Below are 18,042 nucleotides of genomic sequence, written 5' to 3'. Positions count from 1 at the left end.
GAGGATGACATGAGACCTGTTTTCAAGGCGTTGGCGTTGGCGGTTTTCTGCCTCGCGCCGCGAATCGCCGCCGCGGAAGATGTGGCGCTGATTGTCGTCGGTGATGATTACCGGGATTTGCCCGATCTACCGGGCGCACCCGAGGCCGCCGACATGGCGCAAAGCCTGGAGTCGGCCGGGTTCAGGGTCATTTCTTCACTCGACCAGAGCGCGTCCGGGGCCTGGAGCACGGTGGCGCGCTTTCGCGATGCCGTTGCAGATGCGGAGCGGGTGTTCGTGCTTCTCTCGGGCCACATGGTGAGCACGCCGCGCGAGGCCTGGCTGCTTACCCGCGAGGCCACCGAGCCTGACGATCTCTCGGTCGGCAGCGCGGCGGTGCCGCTTGGGGCGATCCTCGATATCGTGGCGGAGCGGCCGGGGCAGGCCGTGGTGATGTTGGCCAGGTCCGGCAAGAGGATCGAGGGCACCGGGCTGGTGCCGGGTGCCGATGTGACTGCGCCGCAGGGCGTGACGGTGGTGTCCGGGCCGCTCAACCAGCTTCTGCGGGCCGCCCGCGAGGTTGTGCTCGTGCCCGGTGCCGATATGGCCTCCGGTCTCGGCGACTCGCGCCGTGATCTGGCCGTCTCGGGGTTCCTCTCCGATGCCGTGCCGTTCCTGCCCGTTCCCGGCGATGGGGCTGCTGCGCCCCAGGTTCGGCTCGAACCCGACATGGAGGCGGCATGGTGGCAGGTGATCGAACAGATCGGCACCGTTGAAGCCTTCGAGGCCTACCTCGACCGCTACCCGAGCGGGCGCTTCTCTTCGGCCGCGCGGGGAGAGATCCGGCGGATCGAGGGCAGCGCCGACGACAGGGCGCGGGCGGTTGAGGCGGCGATGGGGCTCGACCGGAATGCCCGGCGCGACATCCAGCGTGATCTTTCGCTTCTGGGCTATGATCCGCGCGGGATCGACGGGATCTTCGGCCCCGGATCACGCGCCGCGATCACCGCGTGGCAGAGCGCCGAGGGCTATCCGGCCACCGGTTACCTGACAGCCGACCAGCTGCGGGCCTTGCGCGACGTGGCGGCGGTGCGCGCGGCGGAGCTCGAAGCCGAGGCCGCGCGTCGGCAGGCCGAGGAAGAACGGCGCGACACGAACTACTGGCGTGAAACCGGGCGCGGCTCGTCCGAAGCGGGCTTGCGCGCCTACCTCTCGCGCTATCCCGATGGGCTGTTCGCCGGTGTCGCCGAGAGCCGGCTGGCCGAGATCGAGGCCGACAAGCGCGCGGCCGCGCGCGCGGAGGAACGCCAGGCCTGGGATGCGGCACGCGCGGCAGACACGCCCGCGGCCTATCGCGATTACCTCGCGCGCTACCCGCAGGGGGCTTTCGGCGAGGAGGCGCGCGCCCGGCTGGACGAACTGACCCGCGATGACGGCGACGCCGAGGCGGAGGCCGCGAAGGCGGAGGAGGCGCGGGTTGCCGGGAACGGCATCATCCGTCTGCTGGTGGAGAATCGCCTGAATGCCGCCGGGTTCGATCCCGGGCGGATCGATGGCATCTTCGACAAGGACACGCGCCGCGCGATTCGCCGGTTCCAGCGGGCGAACGATATCGCGGTCACCGGGTTCGTTACGCAGGAAACCATGGTGCGGTTGCTCGCGGTGCGCTGAGCTGAGCCGGCGCCGCCCGGTTGTGAGAAAAGCGAAAGGCCGCCGGGCTACACCCGACGGCCTTTCAAATCAGCTCGTTGCTAAGCTCAGCCCTGACGGGCTTTGAACCGGCGCTGCGTCTTGTTGATGACGTAGACGCGGCCCTTGCGGCGCACGACGCGGCAGTCGCGGTGCCGAGACTTCAGCGAACGGAGCGAGTTGCGGACTTTCATGGCCCTTCTCCTCATATCGCGGCGCCGGGAGCGCCAGTTGAATTCCTTGCCCTCTCGGGCGGCGATGGTGGGCGATACTGGGATCGAACCAGTGACCCCTTCGATGTCAACGAAGTGCTCTACCGCTGAGCTAATCGCCCTTCCAGATCTTTGCCCGAACACCCCGACCGGGGCATTCAAACACACAGACGCGGGAAACCCCGCGCCGGTTCTCGGGTCTATAGAAGGTTGCCGAAGGCTGCGCAAGGGGCTTTTGGCGGGCGCGTAAATCCTCCTATAGTGCGTGTCAGGAGGTGGCGCGCGATGCCCGACGTCTACGAAACATACCAGCCGATCCGGCGCACGACGAGCGTGGTTTTCGCTTCGCCCCATTCCGGCCGCGCCTATGGTCAGGGGTTTCTGCGCCGCTCTGTGCTTGACGAACATACGATCCGCACCTCGGAAGATGCCTTCGTCGACCTTCTGTTTTCCGGCGCGCCCGCCCACGGCGCGCCGCTCATCGCCGCCAATACGCCGCGCGCTTTCGTAGATCTCAACCGGGGGGCGGAAGAGCTGGATCCGTCGCTGATCCGGGGCGTGAAGCGCGGCGCGAACAATCCGCGCGTGAGTGCCGGCCTGGGGGTGATCCCGCGCGTGGTCGCGGGCGGGCGCGAGATCTATCGTGGCAAGCTGCCGCTCGTCGAGGCCGAGGCGCGGCTCGCCGAGCACTGGTTTCCCTATCACGCCGGGCTCAAGGCGTTGCTCGACGAATCGCACGCGCTGTTCGGCGAGGCGATCCTGATTGATTGCCATTCGATGCCGCACGAGGCGATCGAGAGCCTGTGCCGTGCGCGCGATGTGAAGCCCGAGATCGTGATCGGCGATCGCTTTGGCGCGTCGGCCAGCGAAGCGATCGTGGCGCGGGTCGAGGCGGCGTTTCGCGCCGCCGGCTTCGTCGTGGCGCGCAATGTTCCCTTTGCCGGAGCCTACACGGCTCAGTATTACGGCCGCCCCTCGCGCCGCCAGCACGTGATCCAGATCGAGATCGACCGCGCGCTTTACATGGACGAGGCGGAAATCCGGCCCAACGCCGGCTTCGAGCGGATCCGGCGGGTGCTCGACGAGATCATCGGCGGGATCGCCGAAATCGGCCGGCCTGTCGAGGATATGCCACTGGCTGCCGAATAGGCGAACAGTCTCACCGAATCGCGCGGCCCTTCAGGATCGCTCCCGTACCGAAGCGGGCGCGGATCGCGTCGGTGGCGCGTTCGGCGGCGATTCTTCGCGCCGCCTGTGGATCGAGCAGGTCGCCGGAACGGTCGGCGGTTTCGGCGGAGGCGAGATCGGAGATGCCGACGCCGATCAACCGGAACGGCGCCTCGCCGAGGGCGGTATCGAACAGCGCGCGCGCGGTGCGATAGATCCGGTCAGCCGACTGGGTGGCGTCGGGCAGGGAGATGCGCCGGGTCAGGCCGCGAAAGTCGGCGCGTTTGAGCTTGAGCGTAACCACGCGGCCGGCGATGTCTTTCGCCTTGGCGCGGTCGGCCACCTTTTCGGCCAACCGCCAGAGGTGGCCGTCGAGCAGTTCCGGGTCGGCGGTGTCTTCGAAAAAGGTGGTCTCGTTCGAGATCGACTTGACCGGGTGGTGGGACGAGACGCGGCGATCGTCCTGCCCCCGGGCGAGGTGCCAGAGCCGGTCGCCCATCGTGCCGAAGCGGGCGTGGAGATCGGTTTTGTCCCAGCGCAACAGGTCGGCGAAGGTGCGGATACCGGCGCGTTCGAGGCTGGCCCGGGTGGCGCCGCCCACCCCCCAGATCAGGCTCACCGGCTTGTCGCGCAGGAAGTCGGCGGCTTCGGCCGCCCCGATCACCGAGAAGCCGCGCGGCTTGTCGAGGTCGGAGGCGACCTTCGCGAGAAACTTGTTGTGGCTCAGGCCGATCGAGCCGGACAGGCCCAGCTCGTCTTCCATCCGCTTCACCAGGCGGGCCAGCATCACCGCTGGCGGCGCGCCGTGGAGGCGCGCGGTGCCGGTCATGTCGAGAAAGGCCTCATCGAGCGACAGCGGCTCAATGGCCGGGCTCAGTTCCTCCATCAGCGCACGAATCTGGCGAGAGATGGCGGCGTAATGCTCACCGCGCGGCCGGATCACAACCGCCTCGGGGCAGAGCTTCAGTGCCTGGAACATCGGCATGGCGGAGCGGACACCGCGAATGCGGGCAATGTAGCAGGCGGTGGAAACAACGCCGCGCTGCCCGCCGCCGATGATCACCGGCTTGTCGGCGAGGGCGGGATCGTCGCGCTTTTCGACCGAGGCATAGAAGGCATCGCAATCCATGTGGGCGATGGTGAGGTCGAAAAGCTCGGGATGGGAGAGAACGCGCGGCGACCGGCAGGCGGGGCAACGGGCGCCGGCTTCGAAGGTGTGAAAACAGTCGCGGCAGAGAGCGGGCATGGGAACAGTATAGCAGGGCCGGGCGAAGGGGCGGAAGCGGCCATCGTCGGCGGGATGCCGCGGAAGTCTGGCCCGATCCCAATTTAGCCACAAAGTTGCCCACTTTTGCCCTAGCATCGGTCCGATACTGGCATCGGTGTAGATCCGTCATAGCGGGGGCGATTGCGCGCACCGCCATGTGCTTTTGCGTTCCCCCGATTCCCGCCGCTGACCAGACAGCCCTCAGAAGAACACAGAAAGGGACCAACCCATGAAGAACCATCTCACGAAAAAAGTCGTTGCGCTGGCCGTTTCCGCCCTGGCGCTTTCCCCGATTGCGATCGGAGCAACCGTGCTGAGCGCGGATTCGGCCTACGCGCAGGGGAAATCCGGCGAAAAGGGCGGCGGAGGCGCGAGCAACCGCGGGGGCAAGGCCGGCGGCGAGAAATCGGCCAAGGCCAACCGTTCTGCCGGAGCCGCCGGGGAGAAGCGGAACAAGGGCGCGCTCGCCAGCGAACTCAAGGGCCTCAACGCGATGCATGCCAATGAGAATGCATTCAAGAACGCCTCGCCCGACAGCCAGGTCGGCAAGATCGCGGCATACCGTGATGCGGCGGTCGAGACCGGCGCCGCTTACGATGAGTGGATCGCCTCTTACAATGAATACGTTGCTTTCGAAGGCAGCTACGATGGCCCGGCCTCGGCGGACCTGCAGGCTCAGATCGAGGCCACCGACGAGACCGACGAAGGATACCAGGCCCTGCTGGACCAACATGCTGCCGCCTTGGCTTACGAGACGGAACTGGCGCGGCTGAAAGATCTGTCCAACGCCGACGCGGCAACCTACGCGGAGCTTCAGGCTGCCGAAGAAGACGTGCTTCTTGTGGCCAGCGGCGGTGCCACGCTCTCGCCCGAGGCGCTCGCGGAACTGCGCGCCACCCTCGGCCTGAACTGACCGCAAGCGTCGATCACAGCGAAGGGGGCGGCCGCCTGGCCGCCCTCAGTCGCGCGCCGGGTCTCGCTGCTCGGGCCTTGGCTGGATCTCGATGAGCGGCATGGCGTCGTCGCCCTCGATCGCGGCACCGGACGTGTCGACGAGGTCAAGGTCGGCGTCGTTCCATCCCTTGATGCCGAGTTTGACGGAGCGGACGTTTTCGAATCCCATCTGTTCGAGCACTTCGGCAGCCAGCGCGGAGCGGTTGCCGGAGCGGCAGATGATGACCACGGGCTTGTCGCGGGCGGTGACCAGCGCCGGCTCGGTTTCGGCATAATCCCATTCGGCGGCGCTTTCGAGGATGCCGCGCGGAACGTTGAGCGAGCCTGCGATATGGGCGCGGGCGAATTCGTCGCGCTCGCGGATATCGAGCAACAGGGCGTCGGGGTTCGCGGCGAGGAAGTCCGGCACGTCCCAGGGCATGATTTCCTCGATGCGTTCGGCGGCTTCCTGGGCGAGTTGGCTGTAGGTCTTGCGGGTCATGGCGTTGTCCTCATCAGGTTTGGAAGCAGATAGGCAGCCCCCGAGGTTGCCTCAACCCCGGCGCTCGGCGGCCGGGCGCAACGTCCGGGGCGAGGGCTGCACGGGCAGCCCCGCATCATGCGACCGGGCAGAGCCAAAACGTGGCCGGCCCACCTGAGGCGGGCTCGCCCGGATTCTTTGCACCCTTTAGCGGGGCGAGGGCCGCTCATATAGGCTTGAGCGCGGCGCGGCGGCGGACCATACTCGCGGCCATATTTCCTGTGCTCTGGGAGCGTGACCATGCCCACCGAAGATATTGCCGGCCAGTTCCTTGGCGCGAACATCGTGCTGCTGCTGCTCGCGGCCTTCATCATTCTCGCCATCTTCCTCGGGGTGCGGATCGTGCCGCAGAGCCAGAAATACGTGGTTGAGCGTTTCGGGCGGCTGCAATCGGTGCTCGGGCCGGGAATCAACTTCGTCATCCCCTTTATCGATCGTGTGGCACACCGGATCTCGATCCTCGAACGCCAGTTGCCCAATGCCAGCCAGGACGCGATCACCCGCGACAACGTGCTGGTTCAGATCGACACATCGGTGTTCTACCGCATCCTGGAGCCGGAAAAGACCGTCTACCGCATCCGCGATATCGACGGCGCCATCGCCACCACCGTGGCCGGGATCGTGCGCGCCGAGATCGGCCGGATGGACCTCGACGAAGTGCAGTCGAACCGGTCGCAGCTGATCGCGCAGATCAAGTCGAGCGTGGAAGACGCGGTGGACGCCTGGGGGATCGAGGTGACCCGGGCCGAGATCCTCGACGTGAACCTCGACCAGGCCACGCGCGACGCGATGCTGCAGCAGCTCAACGCCGAACGCGCCCGGCGCGCGCAGGTCACGGAGGCCGAGGGCACGAAGCGGGCGGTCGAGCTGAATGCCGACGCCGAACTCTACGCGGCCGAACAGGCTGCCAAGGCGCGCCGCATCCAGGCCGATGCCGAGGCCTATGCAACGGAAGTGGTGGCGCGGGCGATCGCCGACAACGGGCTGGAGGCGGCGCAATACCAGGTGGCGCTCAAGCAGGTCGAGGCGCTGACCAAGCTCGGCACCGGCGCGGGCAACCAGACCCTGGTTCTGCCCGCGAACGCGCTTGACGCGTTCGCCGATGCCTTCTCGATGCTCCGGGGCAAGCCGAAATGATCTGGGAGATCTGGTGGGCCTGGGTCGCGGCCGGGCTTGTGCTCGCGATCCTCGAACTGGTGGCGCCGGGGTTCTTCTTCGTCGGTTTCGCCCTCGGCGCCGTCGTGGTGGGGGTTCTGGTGGGCCTGGGCGTGGTGCTGAGCCTGCCATGGGTGCTGGTGATCTTCGCCATGGTCTCGCTCTTGGCGTGGATCGCGCTCCGGCAGATCTTTGGCGTGCGCAAGGGACAGCGCAAGGTATTTCATCGCGACATCAACGAGGATTGAGCCGTTGCCAGGCGGTGCGGCTGCGCCGCGCTCGATCTTCCAGAAGGGGGGCGCTGCCCCCCTGCGACCCCCCGAGGTATTTTCCGACCCAAGAAATCCTGGATGTCAGGGAATTTCGGCGAGCACCGCTTCGGCCGCGCCGCGCGGGTCGTCGGCACGGATGATCGGGCGGCCGACGACGATATGGTCGGCGCCTGCGCGGATCGCCTCGCCGGGTGTCATCACCCGTTTCTGGTCTCCCATCGCCGCGCCGGCCGGACGCACGCCGGGGGTGACGATGAGGCGGCCCGCGGCCTCGGGCAGGGCGCGGATCAGCGCGGCTTCCAGCGGGCTCGCGATCACGCCGTCGGCCCCGGCTTCGAAGGCGCGCCGGGCGCGCTCGGCCACCAGTTCCTGAATGTCGCCCGGCTTGATGAGGGCGGCGTCGAGGTCGGCCCGGTCGAGCGAGGTGAGGATCGTGACCGCGAGGATGCGCAGGTCGGACCCGCCCTTTCCTTCGCCGGCGGCGCGCACCACGTGGGGGTCGCCGTGCACGGTGAGAAAATCGAGCCCGTATTGCGCGAGCCCGCGCACGGCGGATTCGACGGTGTTGCCGATGTCGAACAGCTTCATGTCGAGAAACACGCGCTTGTCCATCTCGTCGATCAGCTCACGGGCCAGCGCCAGCCCGCCGCCGGTGAGCATGCCGAGGCCGATCTTGTAGAACTGGCAGCTATCGCCCAGCCTTTGCGCCATTTGCAGCCCTTCGAGGGCATTGGGCACGTCGAGGGCGACGATCAGGCGGTCATCGGTCATTGCGGCACTCCTGCGGATTTTACCCCTTGATAGGCTGAGCCTGCGCGAGCGGCAAGGCGGGCCCCGCAGGCGGTTCGCTGTTGTCTGTCAACGAGACCCGGCAGGCATGCGGTTCTTTTCGCCGTGATTTCGAGGAGGACCCGGAAGGAGATTCTTCAAGGCGCTGATCTTGCGGAACTTCCCCCCTGAACCCATCTGAAGTGCGAGGCCCAGACAGGATGTGCCGCTGAGCGGGCATTCGCGAATTGGGCGCTTTGAAAAGGAGAGAAAGATGAACTTGGAGAAGTTCACCGAGCGGTCGCGCGGGTTTGTTCAAGCTGCCCAGACGATCGCGATGCGCGAAGACCATCAGCAGCTCGCGCCCGAGCATCTGCTCAAAGCCCTCATGGACGATGAAGAGGGTATGGCCGCGAACCTCATCCGCAAGGCCGGGGGCGAGCCTCAACGTGTGCGCGAGGCGGTCGATGCCGCGCTCGGCCGTATTCCGAAGGTCACCGGCGATGCCGGGCAGATCTATCTCGCGACCGAGACCGGGCGTGTGCTGGACGAGGCCGAGAAGCTCGCCAAGAAGGCGGGCGACAGTTTTGTGCCCGTCGAACGGCTTCTGACCGCGCTGGCGCTGGTCAAGTCGAAGGCGAAGGAGGCGCTCGAAGCGGGCGCTGTCAGCGCGCAGAACCTCAACACCGCGATCAACGATGTGCGCAAGGGCCGCACGGCGGATTCGGCGAGCGCCGAAGACAGCTACGAGGCCCTCAAGAAATACGCGCGCGACCTCACGCAGGCCGCCGAGGAAGGCAAGATCGACCCGATCATCGGCCGCGACGAGGAAATCCGCCGCACGATGCAGGTGCTTTCGCGCCGCACCAAGAACAACCCGGTGCTGATCGGCGAGCCGGGCGTCGGCAAGACTGCCATTGCCGAGGGGCTGGCCCTTCGGATCATCAACGGCGACGTGCCCGAGAGCCTGAAGAACAAGAAGCTGCTCGCGCTCGACATGGGCGCCCTCATCGCCGGCGCGAAGTATCGCGGCGAGTTTGAGGAGCGGTTGAAGGCCGTGCTGAACGAGATCACCGCCGCGGCGGGCGAGATCGTGTTGTTCATCGACGAGATGCACACGCTGGTCGGCGCTGGCAAGGCCGATGGCGCGATGGATGCGGCCAACCTCATCAAACCGGCGCTGGCGCGCGGCGAGTTGCACTGCGTGGGCGCCACCACGCTCGATGAATACCGCAAGTATGTCGAGAAAGACGCGGCACTGGCCCGGCGGTTCCAGCCGGTGCTGGTGGAAGAGCCGACGGTGGAAGACACCATCTCGATCCTGCGCGGCATCAAGGAGAAATACGAACTGCACCACGGCGTGCGGATCTCCGACTCCGCGCTGGTGGCGGCCGCGACCCTGTCGCACCGCTACATCACCGACCGCTTCCTGCCGGACAAGGCGATCGACCTGGTCGACGAGGCCGCGAGCCGGTTGCGCATGGAGGTGGATTCGAAGCCCGAGGAGCTTGACCAGCTCGACCGGCAGATCCTGCAGATGCAGATCGAGGCCGAGGCGCTGAAGAAGGAAGACGACAAGGCCTCGAAAGACCGGCTTGCCAAGATCGAGGAAGAGCTGGCCGGGCTGCAGGAAAAATCGGACGCGATGACGACCAAGTGGCAGGCCGAGCGCGCCAAGCTCGAAGGCGCGCGCGATCTCAAGGAGAAGCTCGATCGCGCCCGTGCCGATCTCGACGCCGCCAAGCGTGAGGGCAACCTGGCGCGCGCCGGCGAGCTTTCCTACGGGATCATTCCCGAGCTGGAGCGCAAGCTGTCGGAGGCCGAAAGCCGCGACGACGACGTGATGGTGGAAGAGGCCGTGCGGCCCGAACAGATCGCGGGCGTTGTCGAACGCTGGACCGGCATTCCGACCTCGAAGATGCTGGAAGGCGAGCGCGACAAGCTGTTGCGCATGGAGGATGGCCTGCACAAGCGGGTGATCGGCCAGAACCAGGCGGTCATCGCCGTGGCCAACGCGGTGCGTCGTGCGCGCGCCGGGCTCAACGACGAGAACCGCCCGCTGGGGTCGTTCCTGTTCCTCGGGCCGACCGGCGTGGGCAAGACGGAACTGACCAAGGCGGTGGCCGAATTCCTCTTCGACGACGACAGCGCGATGGTGCGTATCGACATGTCGGAGTTCATGGAGAAGCACTCGGTCGCCCGGCTGATCGGCGCGCCTCCGGGCTACGTCGGCTATGACGAGGGCGGGGTTCTCACCGAGGCGGTTCGCCGCCGGCCCTACCAGGTGCTGTTGTTCGACGAAGTCGAGAAGGCGCACCCGGACGTGTTCAACGTGCTGTTGCAGGTGCTCGATGACGGGGTGCTGACCGATGGCCACGGCCGCAGGGTCGATTTCAAGCAGACCCTGATCGTGCTCACCTCGAACCTCGGCAGCCAGGCGCTGAGCCAGTTGCCGGAGGATGCCGACAGCAGCCAGGCGAAGCGCGACGTGATGGACGCGGTGCGCGCGCACTTCCGGCCCGAGTTCCTCAACCGGCTCGACGAGACGATCATCTTCGATCGCCTCACCCGGGCCAACATGGACGGGATCGTCGATATCCAGATCGGCCTGCTCTCGAAGCGGCTGGCGAAGCGGGGCATCGCCCTTTCGCTCGATGCCGACGCGAAGGTCTGGCTCGCCGATCAGGGCTATGACCCGGTCTATGGCGCGCGGCCACTCAAGCGGGTGATCCAGCGCGCCTTGCAGGATCCGCTGGCCGAGCGGTTGCTCTCCGGCGAGATCGCCGACGGCGACGTGGTGCCGGTAACCGCCGGGGCCGACGGGCTGATCATCGGTGGCAAGACCGGGGCCTCGAACCGGCCCAAGCCGGATGATGCCGTGCTGCACTGAGCCAGGCATCAGGACGTGAAAGGGCGGGGCATCGCCCCGCCCTTTTTCACGCCGATTTTCCCCGCTGGTGAGCCGCAATCCCTTTCGGAACGGCGCGGATCGCCTATGATCCCCCAAACCGGGAGGAACGCTCATGGGAACGACCGTCTGGATTCTGGAGTTGCTTGCGCTGCTCTTGGTGCTGGCGATCGGCTTCATGCTGGTTGCCGCGGTCTTCATGTATGCCGTGGACCGGATCCAGACCGCCGACGCGGTGCGGCGTAATTATCCGGTGATCGGGCGGTTTCGCGGGCTGTTCACCGAGTTGGGCGAGTTTTTCAGGCAGTATTTCTTCGCCATGGACCGCGAGGAGATGCCGTTCAACCGGGCCCAGCGCGACTGGATCTATCGCGCGGCCGAGGGCAAGGACAACACCGTCGCCTTCGGCTCCACCCGCAACATCTCGCTGCCCGGCACCCCGATCTTCATGAACGCGGCCTTCCCGCCGCTGGGCGATCAATACGCCAGGACCGAGCCCCTGCTGATCGGCCCGACCGCGCGCGAACCCTACGCCGCGCCCTCGTTCTTCAATATCTCCGGCATGAGCTACGGTGCGCTGTCGCGTCCGGCGGTGCGGGCGCTGTCGATGGGGGCGAAGAAGGCGGGGGTCTGGCTCAACACCGGCGAGGGCGGGCTTTCGCCGTTTCACCTCGAGGGCGGATGCGACATCGTCTACCAGATCGGCACGGCGAAATACGGGGTTCGCGGGCCCGACGGCAAGCTCTCGGACGAAAAACTGCGCGAAGTGGCGGCCTATCCTCAGGTGAAGATGTTCGAGCTCAAGCTTGCGCAGGGGGCCAAGCCCGGCAAGGGCGGCATCCTGCCGGGCGCGAAGGTTGACGAGGAAATCGCGGCGATCCGGGGCATCCCGGTTGGCCTGCCCAGCGAAAGCCCGAACCGCCACGAGGAAATCGACGATTGGGGCGACTTGCTCGACATGATCGGCCATATCCGCGAGGTGACCGGCAAGCCGGTGGGGATCAAGACGGTGGTGGGGCGTGTCGACCCGTTCGCCGAGTTTTTCGATCTGATCCTGCACCGCGGCCCCGACAGCGCGCCCGATTTCATCACCCTCGACGGCGGCGAGGGCGGCACCGGCGCGGCGCCGATGCCGCTGATCGACCTCGTGGGGATGCCGATCCGCGAGGCCTTGCCGCGCATCACCGATCTGCGCAACCAGCGCGGGCTGCACCAGCGCATCCGGCTGGTGGCCTCGGGCAAGCTGGTGAACCCCGGCGACGTGGCCTGGGCGATCTGCGCCGGGGCGGATTTCGTGGTGAGCGCGCGCGGCTTCATGTTCTCGCTCGGCTGTATCCAGGCCCTGAAGTGCAACCGGAACACCTGCCCGACCGGGGTCACGACCCATAATCCGAGGCTGCAGAAGGGCCTCGTGCCGCAGATCAAGGCCGACAAGGTGGCGCATTTCGCCGCCGGCGTGATCGGCGAGGTGGAGACGATCGCGCATTCGGTGGGCGTGTCGGAGCCGCGTCAGATGCGGCGGCGGCACGTGCGCATCGTGCAGAACGATGGCCGCTCGATTCCGATGAACGAGCTCTACCCAAGTTACAGCACGCACGCGGTAAGTTGATCCACGTTGTTTTGGCGGGCGTAGAAAGGTCAGCTAGGAGGGGACAAACCGGAGAGAGGTGCAAGATGGCTTACAAGAGCAAACTGACCTGGGCCGACGTGACCCCGAAGCAAAGCTGGCTGAACCGCCGACAGATCATCGCAGGCGCGTCCGGGCTGGGGTTCGGCGCAATCGCCGGGCCGATCGCGGCGGCCGTTCCGATCGAGCGCGAGCCGACGTCTTACGAAGACATTACGAGCTACAACAATTTCTACGAGTTCGGCACCGGCAAGGAAGACCCTTCCAGATATGCCGACGCGATGACGACCGACCCGTGGAGCGTGCAGATCGACGGGCTGGTGGACCGGCCCGGCAGCTACGATCTCGCCGACGTGCTCAAGGGCATGGACATCGAGGAGCGGATCTATCGTTTCCGCTGCGTCGAGGCGTGGTCGATGGTGATTCCGTGGAACGGCTTCGAGCTGCGCGCGCTTCTGGAGAAGGTCGGCGTGCAGCCGTCGGCGAAATACGTGGCCTTCGAGACGCTCTATCGCCCGGAGGAAATGCGCGGCACGCGCTCGCGGGTGCTCGAGTGGCCCTATGTGGAGGGGCTTCGGCTCGACGAGGCGATGCACCCGCTCACCATGGTTGCCACCGGTATCTACGGTGAGAGCCTGCTCAATCAGAACGGCGCGCCGCTGCGGCTGGTGGTGCCGTGGAAATATGGTTTCAAGTCGATCAAGTCGATCGTGCGGATCACGCTGACGGACAGCGAGCCGCCGACGAGCTGGAACAAGGCCAACCCGCGTGAATACGGCTTCTATAGTAACGTGAACCCGGAAGTGGATCACCCGCGCTGGAGCCAAGCGAGCGAGCGGGAGGTCGGTGCCGGCATCTTCGCGTCGCGGATCGACACGCTGATGTTCAACGGTTACGCCGAGGAAGTGGCAAGCCTCTATGCGGGTATGGACCTGAGCCGGTTCTTCTGATGTCACTCTCCGACCGGATCAACGCGGGCCTTCGGCGCGTGCCGACCTGGCCTCTCTACGCCATGGGGGCGTTGCCGCCCTTCTGGTATTTCTATCTCGGGCTCACCGGGGGGCTTGGCGCGGAGCCGATCTCTGCGCTGGAGCACCGGCTGGGGCTGCTCGGCCTCCAGTTCCTGCTCCTGGGCCTCGCGGTCACCCCGTTGCGGCGCTTTGCCGGGATCAACCTGATCCGTTTCCGCCGCATGATCGGGCTTCTCGCCTTCTACTATATATGTATGCACCTCCTGACCTGGCTGGTGCTCGATATCCGTGACCCGGCGCGGATCTGGGCCGATATCGTGAAGCGGCCCTATATAACGGTGGGCATGGTCGGGTTCCTCGCGCTCGTGCCGTTGGCGGCCACCTCGAACAACGCCTCGGTGCGCAAACTCGGCAAGCGGTGGCGACAACTGCACTGGCTGGTCTACCCGGCCGTTGTGCTGGGCGCGGTGCATTTCGTGATGCTGCGCAAGGGCTGGCAGATCGAACCGCTGGTTTATCTCGCCGCTTTCGTGATCCTGATCGTGCTCAGGCTGATCCCGCGGCCGCCAGTCGTGCGCCGGTCGGCCCGTGCCTGAACCGTGGCGGGGCAGGCGGACGGCGGACGGGTTCAGCCCGGCAGCAGTGTTTCGCCTGTCGCCTCGAAACCGTCGCCAAGGAAGGCTCGGATTGCGTCGGGTTCCAGCGGCGGCCAGGCTGGTCCTTCGTCGATGAACCCGGCGCGGGCAAGCTCGGCTTGAAGGAGCTGTAGGTCCGGTTCGCCGACCGCGAGGCGTTTGCGCTTGGTCGAGACCGGCTGCCAGACATCGCGAAGAACTTTCAGGACGGTCGGCGCGGCACCGGTAAAGCCCTCGAGGTGTGTGATGATATGGGTTGTGGCCCCGGAGCGGCGGCGCGGGATCAGTGCCACCTTCTGATCGGCGCGGCCGACGAAAGCGAACAGGTGCAACGCAGAGCCCTCGGCGGCGACCACTTTGCGCGCCGCCTTGTAGCGGGAGATCTGGGTTCGCATATCGTGCAGTTGCGGATGGAAGATTTCGTAGCCTTGGCTGGCAAGGGCCTCCTCGATCTGTTCTTCACCCAGGAGCTTGCCGCGGTTCGGTCCGAGCCGGCTGCGCGAGATATAGAGTTTATCGCTGCCCTCTGGCTCCACGTCGCTTCCGAAGCGATTATGAATGAAATCGCGAAACGCCGGGGTGCCCGCGCTGATCTCGCCGAGACCGAAACCCTGACCAGGAACGACCAGGTTTTCAACCCGGGCGCTGTCAGTCACCACCCTTATGGGAAGATCTATCCCGAGGGCCTGGAAGAACGCGATCTGGAACTGGCTGAGGTCTGTGTCTTGGCTGTCACGACGAGGGATGAAGAGGATTCCGTCCGGCGGGGTTTCGAGATGATCGAGCGCCCAGAGCCGCCCGGAACTTTCGACGATGAAATGCGCGAAATAGCTCCAGAGCGTGCCACCCCAAAGCCAAGTGCCGGGGATCTCCTCCGCGACCGAAGCCGGCGCGGCGAAGGGTTCATGGGTTCGCCGCTTGCCGTGCCAGACCGCGGCGTCTGGCACATCTGTACCGTCCTGTTCCATGACGCCGGACGGCGTGTATTTCTCGCGGCGTCGGGGGGCCTGGACAATCGCGCCCGTGATTGTGCGTAGACCGTGTGACCAGCCCCCAAGGGGATCTGGCGGCGAGGCGCCCCGGTCCGCGCGGGCGCACGTCCAGACTAGGCGTGTCGAGGGACCGTCAAGCTTCTCGAAACCGGCGTTCCGCAGGATGCGCTTGCAAGCCTGCATGCCCTCCTTGCCGTAGACCTTCGGGTGGAACTCGACCACCACCGCCCGGATGCCGGACAGATCGGCATGCTTCAGAAAGTCGAGCTCACCGCCTTCGATATCCATGATCAGAACGGTGGGCCGGAAGTCTTCCAGAACCGCGCGGTACTCTGCTGTCGGCACGTCGACCGGACGCGTCTTGCGCGACGTGTTTTCGGCGAGCGACGAGCCGAGAAAGGAGTTGTGCAGGTGAAAGGTGACGGTGTCGGGCCGCTCCATGGCCGAGACCAGAACCTGGTTGCGCAGTTCGACGGTGTCTTCGAGGCCGTTCATCCGGTGGAGCTCGCGGATGTGTGGGATCAATTCGGGGTTGGCCTCGAAGGACAGCACGGCTTCGGGCGCAGCGTTTCTCGCCGTCACTGCACCGACAATGCCAAGGCCGGCGCCCAGTTCGAGAACCCGGTCGCCGCGTCGCACCACCGTGAGTGCACCGGCGATTTCGTCCCCCTCATAGCGCTCCTCCCTGATGCGGGCGATGCGAGTCTCGGTCAGGAAGGGAGAGTGCGGCACTCGCACGCCTTTGCAGAGTGCCGCGTATTCCATCTGGTCTGCCGTCACGGGAAAGATCCAACTTGGTTATTTAGGGGGCCGCGTCCGGCGGCGCCGGATCGAAACAGCGGCCATGGGGATCCCAACATCTTCCGAAACGATGCTATACATTGTTGCGCAATACAAGACATTGCCGGGCAATTCGGGGGCACCGTTTCTGCTGGCGAGGCTCGCGCCATATATCGCGGTTGTTTGTCCGGGGGTGCCGGAAAGCATCGGGCCGACGCCGGATGTGACTTCACGCAAGGCTGTTCAGAGCCAGCGCAGGGCCTTGCCCCAGAGGCCTGAGATAGTGGCTGATACTTTGTCGATCATGTCCTGCTCGACGCACGGACCCCTGCTGCGCAACCACCGCAGCGCCCGGACGAGGAACGCCACTGCGATTGTCCTTGCGCCCGCCGGTTACGCGGTGGCCGGCGCGCTGGAACCGGTCCGGCTATCCTGGTGTCGGCATGGATCAAATCACCGGGCCGGGGTCGCGCCGATAGCGGCCGGGCGGCGGGTGGGTGCAATCGAGGCATTGGAACGCGCGGCTTGCCGCCTTCACGCAAACGGTGCAGCCATTTGTAGATTGTCCGAACCGATATCGCGGGTTCCATGGCGGTCACCGATGGCGGCGCCCCCCGATGTCGCAGGGCGATCAGTCCTCGACTGTGCAGCATGGTGCGGGCATTGTGATGTGGGCTGTTCTTCCTTCGGGGTCCTCGGCTGGAGTTTGGCGATTGCAGCCTAACTCCGAAACGGAAGAACAACCAGGTGAGTGTTCACAGCTAGGATGCCGATAGGAAAAGGAGGGCAGAATGAGATCCCGTCTTCTCGGAAAGACCGGCTTCGAGGTTTCGGAAATCGGCATGGGCTGCTGGCAGCTTGGCGGCGATTTCGGCCCGATCGAGGATGACACGTCGCAGGCCGCGCTGAAGGCCGCGCATGACGCCGGCATCACCTTCTATGATACCGCGGATGTCTACGGCGCCGGCCGCAGCGAAACCCAGGTGGGGTTGTTTCTGAAAGGGGCGGGCAAGGGCTCTGTCGTCGCCACCAAGGTGGGCCGCACCGAGGCGCTCTATCCCGATGGATACGAGGCCGGCGCAATCGGCGATCACCTGCGTGCCTCGGCGGAGCGGCTTGGCGTCGACAGCCTCGATCTCGTTCAACTCCATTGCGTGCCGCCCGCGGTGCTGGAGCAGGGCGCGATCTTCGACATCATGGAAGAGATGAAGGCCGAAGGGCTGACAAGGAACTGGGGCGCCAGCGTGGAAACCATCGCCGAAGCCCGGCTCTGCCTGGCCCGGCCGGGGCTCGCCACGCTCCAGATGATCTTCAACCTCTACCGGCAGGACGCGGGGTGGGAGATCTTCGACGAGGCGAAGGAGAAAAACGTCGGGATCATCGTGCGCCTGCCGCTCGCCTCCGGGGTGCTGACCGGGAAATTCGAGAAGGGTCACCGCTTTCCCGAAACCGATCACCGCAACTACAACGCCGATGGCGCGGCCTTCTCGGTGGGCGAGACATTCTCGGGCATCGAACTGGACAAGGCGATCGACGCGCTCGACTGGATTCGTCCGCACGTGCCGGAGGGTATGAGCCTCGCCGATTTCGCCTTGCGCTGGATTCTCGACCACGAGGCGGTGAGTTCGGTGATCGCTGGTGTCTCGCGCCCGGACCAGGCAGCGCGCAATGCCCGGGTTTCTGAACTGCCGCCTCTGGATGAATCGGTCCACGCGGCGCTGCGCGAGGTCTACGTGGAGCGAATCCGCCCGCTGGTGCGCTGCCCGATCTGATGAATCGGGGGTTCCGGGGCCGATTCACGGCGCGAGTCGGCGCGACTCGCCGGTGAATCGCCCCGCCGACCCGCCGGAATCGGCCGAGTCGCCCGGGTCCGACCGGGAATCCGGGCCGATTCAGGGGTGAAATTTGAAAAAATGGTCAAGCACCCCCATATGAGTCTGTGGATAACCCTGAGGGGCAGGGAAATCCGCGCTGCATCGCGGCAAACTTTGTTGCTCAAAACCGGGGCCGGAACGACATTTGATTGCGTAAGCCCATGTTTTTGGCTGAAAAAACGGGTCCCGGCGAAAAAATGTCATGTTTCTGAAAAAAACCACTTGCGCCCCCCGGCACCGAACCGTAAATACCCCCTCACCGACGCAGCGGA

15 protein-coding genes and 1 tRNA gene are annotated in these 18,042 nt (G+C 65.8%); 10 read left to right on the top strand and 6 right to left on the bottom strand.

What is annotated here, in order from left to right; genetic code table 11:
- Positions 1–9: 9 nt before the first annotated feature.
- Positions 10–1,650 (top strand): peptidoglycan-binding domain-containing protein, encoded by a 1,641-nt coding sequence (locus IEW01_RS00190; RefSeq protein WP_188525589.1) that lies wholly within the window; start codon positions 10–12, stop codon positions 1,648–1,650.
- An 86-nt stretch (positions 1,651–1,736) separates the two neighbouring features.
- On the opposite strand, the gene ykgO is transcribed toward IEW01_RS00190, so the two are convergent.
- The gene (ykgO, locus tag IEW01_RS00185; protein ID WP_028287243.1) at positions 1,737–1,862 is read right to left on the bottom strand and encodes a type B 50S ribosomal protein L36; all 126 of its coding nucleotides are present in this window, start codon (positions 1,860–1,862) and stop codon (positions 1,737–1,739) included.
- Positions 1,863–1,927: 65 nt separating this feature from the next.
- Positions 1,928–2,002, bottom strand: a tRNA-Val gene (locus IEW01_RS00180).
- A gap of 163 nt (positions 2,003–2,165) precedes the next feature.
- Here IEW01_RS00180 and IEW01_RS00175 point away from each other — a divergent pair.
- Positions 2,166–3,029, top strand: a complete 864-nt coding sequence (locus IEW01_RS00175; RefSeq protein WP_188525588.1) for an N-formylglutamate amidohydrolase — start codon at positions 2,166–2,168, stop codon at positions 3,027–3,029.
- A gap of 10 nt (positions 3,030–3,039) precedes the next feature.
- On the opposite strand, the gene IEW01_RS00170 is transcribed toward IEW01_RS00175, so the two are convergent.
- Entirely contained in the window at positions 3,040–4,293 is a 1,254-nt protein-coding gene (locus IEW01_RS00170) for a DNA polymerase IV (protein ID WP_188525587.1), read from the bottom strand.
- 250 nt (positions 4,294–4,543) lie between these two features.
- On the opposite strand from IEW01_RS00170, the gene IEW01_RS00165 reads away from it, so the two are divergent.
- Positions 4,544–5,227 (top strand): hypothetical protein, encoded by a 684-nt coding sequence (locus IEW01_RS00165; protein ID WP_188525586.1) that lies wholly within the window; start codon positions 4,544–4,546, stop codon positions 5,225–5,227.
- Positions 5,228–5,272: 45 nt separating this feature from the next.
- On the opposite strand, the gene IEW01_RS00160 is transcribed toward IEW01_RS00165, so the two are convergent.
- Entirely contained in the window at positions 5,273–5,749 is a 477-nt protein-coding gene (locus IEW01_RS00160; RefSeq protein WP_188525585.1) for a rhodanese-like domain-containing protein, read from the bottom strand.
- Between the two features lie 279 nt (positions 5,750–6,028).
- Between IEW01_RS00160 and IEW01_RS00155 the strand changes: the two genes are divergently transcribed.
- Together IEW01_RS00155 and IEW01_RS00150 are read left to right on the top strand one after the other, a co-directional pair.
- A complete protein-coding gene (locus IEW01_RS00155; protein WP_188525584.1) occupies positions 6,029–6,925 on the top strand; it encodes an SPFH domain-containing protein in 897 nt (298 codons plus the stop codon).
- Positions 6,922–7,191 carry an NfeD family protein gene (locus tag IEW01_RS00150; protein ID WP_188525583.1) on the top strand — a complete coding sequence of 90 codons (270 nt, stop codon included), beginning with the start codon at positions 6,922–6,924 and terminating at the stop codon, positions 7,189–7,191. The genes IEW01_RS00155 and IEW01_RS00150 overlap by 4 nt, the downstream gene beginning before the upstream one ends.
- Before the next feature lie 105 nt (positions 7,192–7,296).
- Here the strand turns inward: IEW01_RS00150 and pyrF are convergent, their stop codons facing one another.
- On the bottom strand, positions 7,297–7,986 hold the full coding sequence (gene pyrF, locus IEW01_RS00145) for an orotidine-5'-phosphate decarboxylase (protein ID WP_188525582.1): 690 nt from the start codon (positions 7,984–7,986) through the stop codon (positions 7,297–7,299).
- Between the two features lie 271 nt (positions 7,987–8,257).
- Between pyrF and clpB the strand changes: the two genes are divergently transcribed.
- From clpB to msrQ, 4 genes are all read left to right on the top strand, one after another.
- Complete coding sequence (clpB, locus tag IEW01_RS00140) at positions 8,258–10,873, top strand: ATP-dependent chaperone ClpB (protein ID WP_188525581.1); 2,616 nt, start codon at positions 8,258–8,260, stop codon at positions 10,871–10,873.
- A gap of 133 nt (positions 10,874–11,006) precedes the next feature.
- Complete coding sequence (locus tag IEW01_RS00135) at positions 11,007–12,500, top strand: FMN-binding glutamate synthase family protein (protein ID WP_188525580.1); 1,494 nt, start codon at positions 11,007–11,009, stop codon at positions 12,498–12,500.
- A 65-nt stretch (positions 12,501–12,565) separates the two neighbouring features.
- Positions 12,566–13,468 (top strand): protein-methionine-sulfoxide reductase catalytic subunit MsrP, encoded by a 903-nt coding sequence (gene msrP / locus IEW01_RS00130; protein ID WP_188525579.1) that lies wholly within the window; start codon positions 12,566–12,568, stop codon positions 13,466–13,468.
- The gene (gene msrQ / locus IEW01_RS00125) at positions 13,468–14,085 is read left to right on the top strand and encodes a protein-methionine-sulfoxide reductase heme-binding subunit MsrQ (protein ID WP_188525578.1); all 618 of its coding nucleotides are present in this window, start codon (positions 13,468–13,470) and stop codon (positions 14,083–14,085) included. Before msrP ends, msrQ begins: the two co-directional genes overlap by 1 nt.
- A 32-nt stretch (positions 14,086–14,117) precedes the next feature.
- On the opposite strand, the gene IEW01_RS00120 is transcribed toward msrQ, so the two are convergent.
- On the bottom strand, positions 14,118–15,881 hold the full coding sequence (locus IEW01_RS00120) for an FkbM family methyltransferase (RefSeq protein WP_188525577.1): 1,764 nt from the start codon (positions 15,879–15,881) through the stop codon (positions 14,118–14,120).
- 806 nt (positions 15,882–16,687) lie between these two features.
- Between IEW01_RS00120 and IEW01_RS00115 the strand changes: the two genes are divergently transcribed.
- Positions 16,688–17,668: an aldo/keto reductase gene (locus IEW01_RS00115; RefSeq protein WP_188525576.1), complete on the top strand. Its 981-nt coding sequence runs from the start codon at positions 16,688–16,690 to the stop codon at positions 17,666–17,668.
- Positions 17,669–18,042 lie beyond the last annotated feature (374 nt).

It is taken from the genome of Sinisalibacter lacisalsi (genome assembly GCF_014640115.1).
Lineage (GTDB): Bacteria > Pseudomonadota > Alphaproteobacteria > Rhodobacterales > Rhodobacteraceae > Sinisalibacter > Sinisalibacter lacisalsi.
The sequence above is the reverse complement of the archived record's forward strand: the minus strand, read 5'-3'. Positions and strand labels throughout refer to the sequence as shown.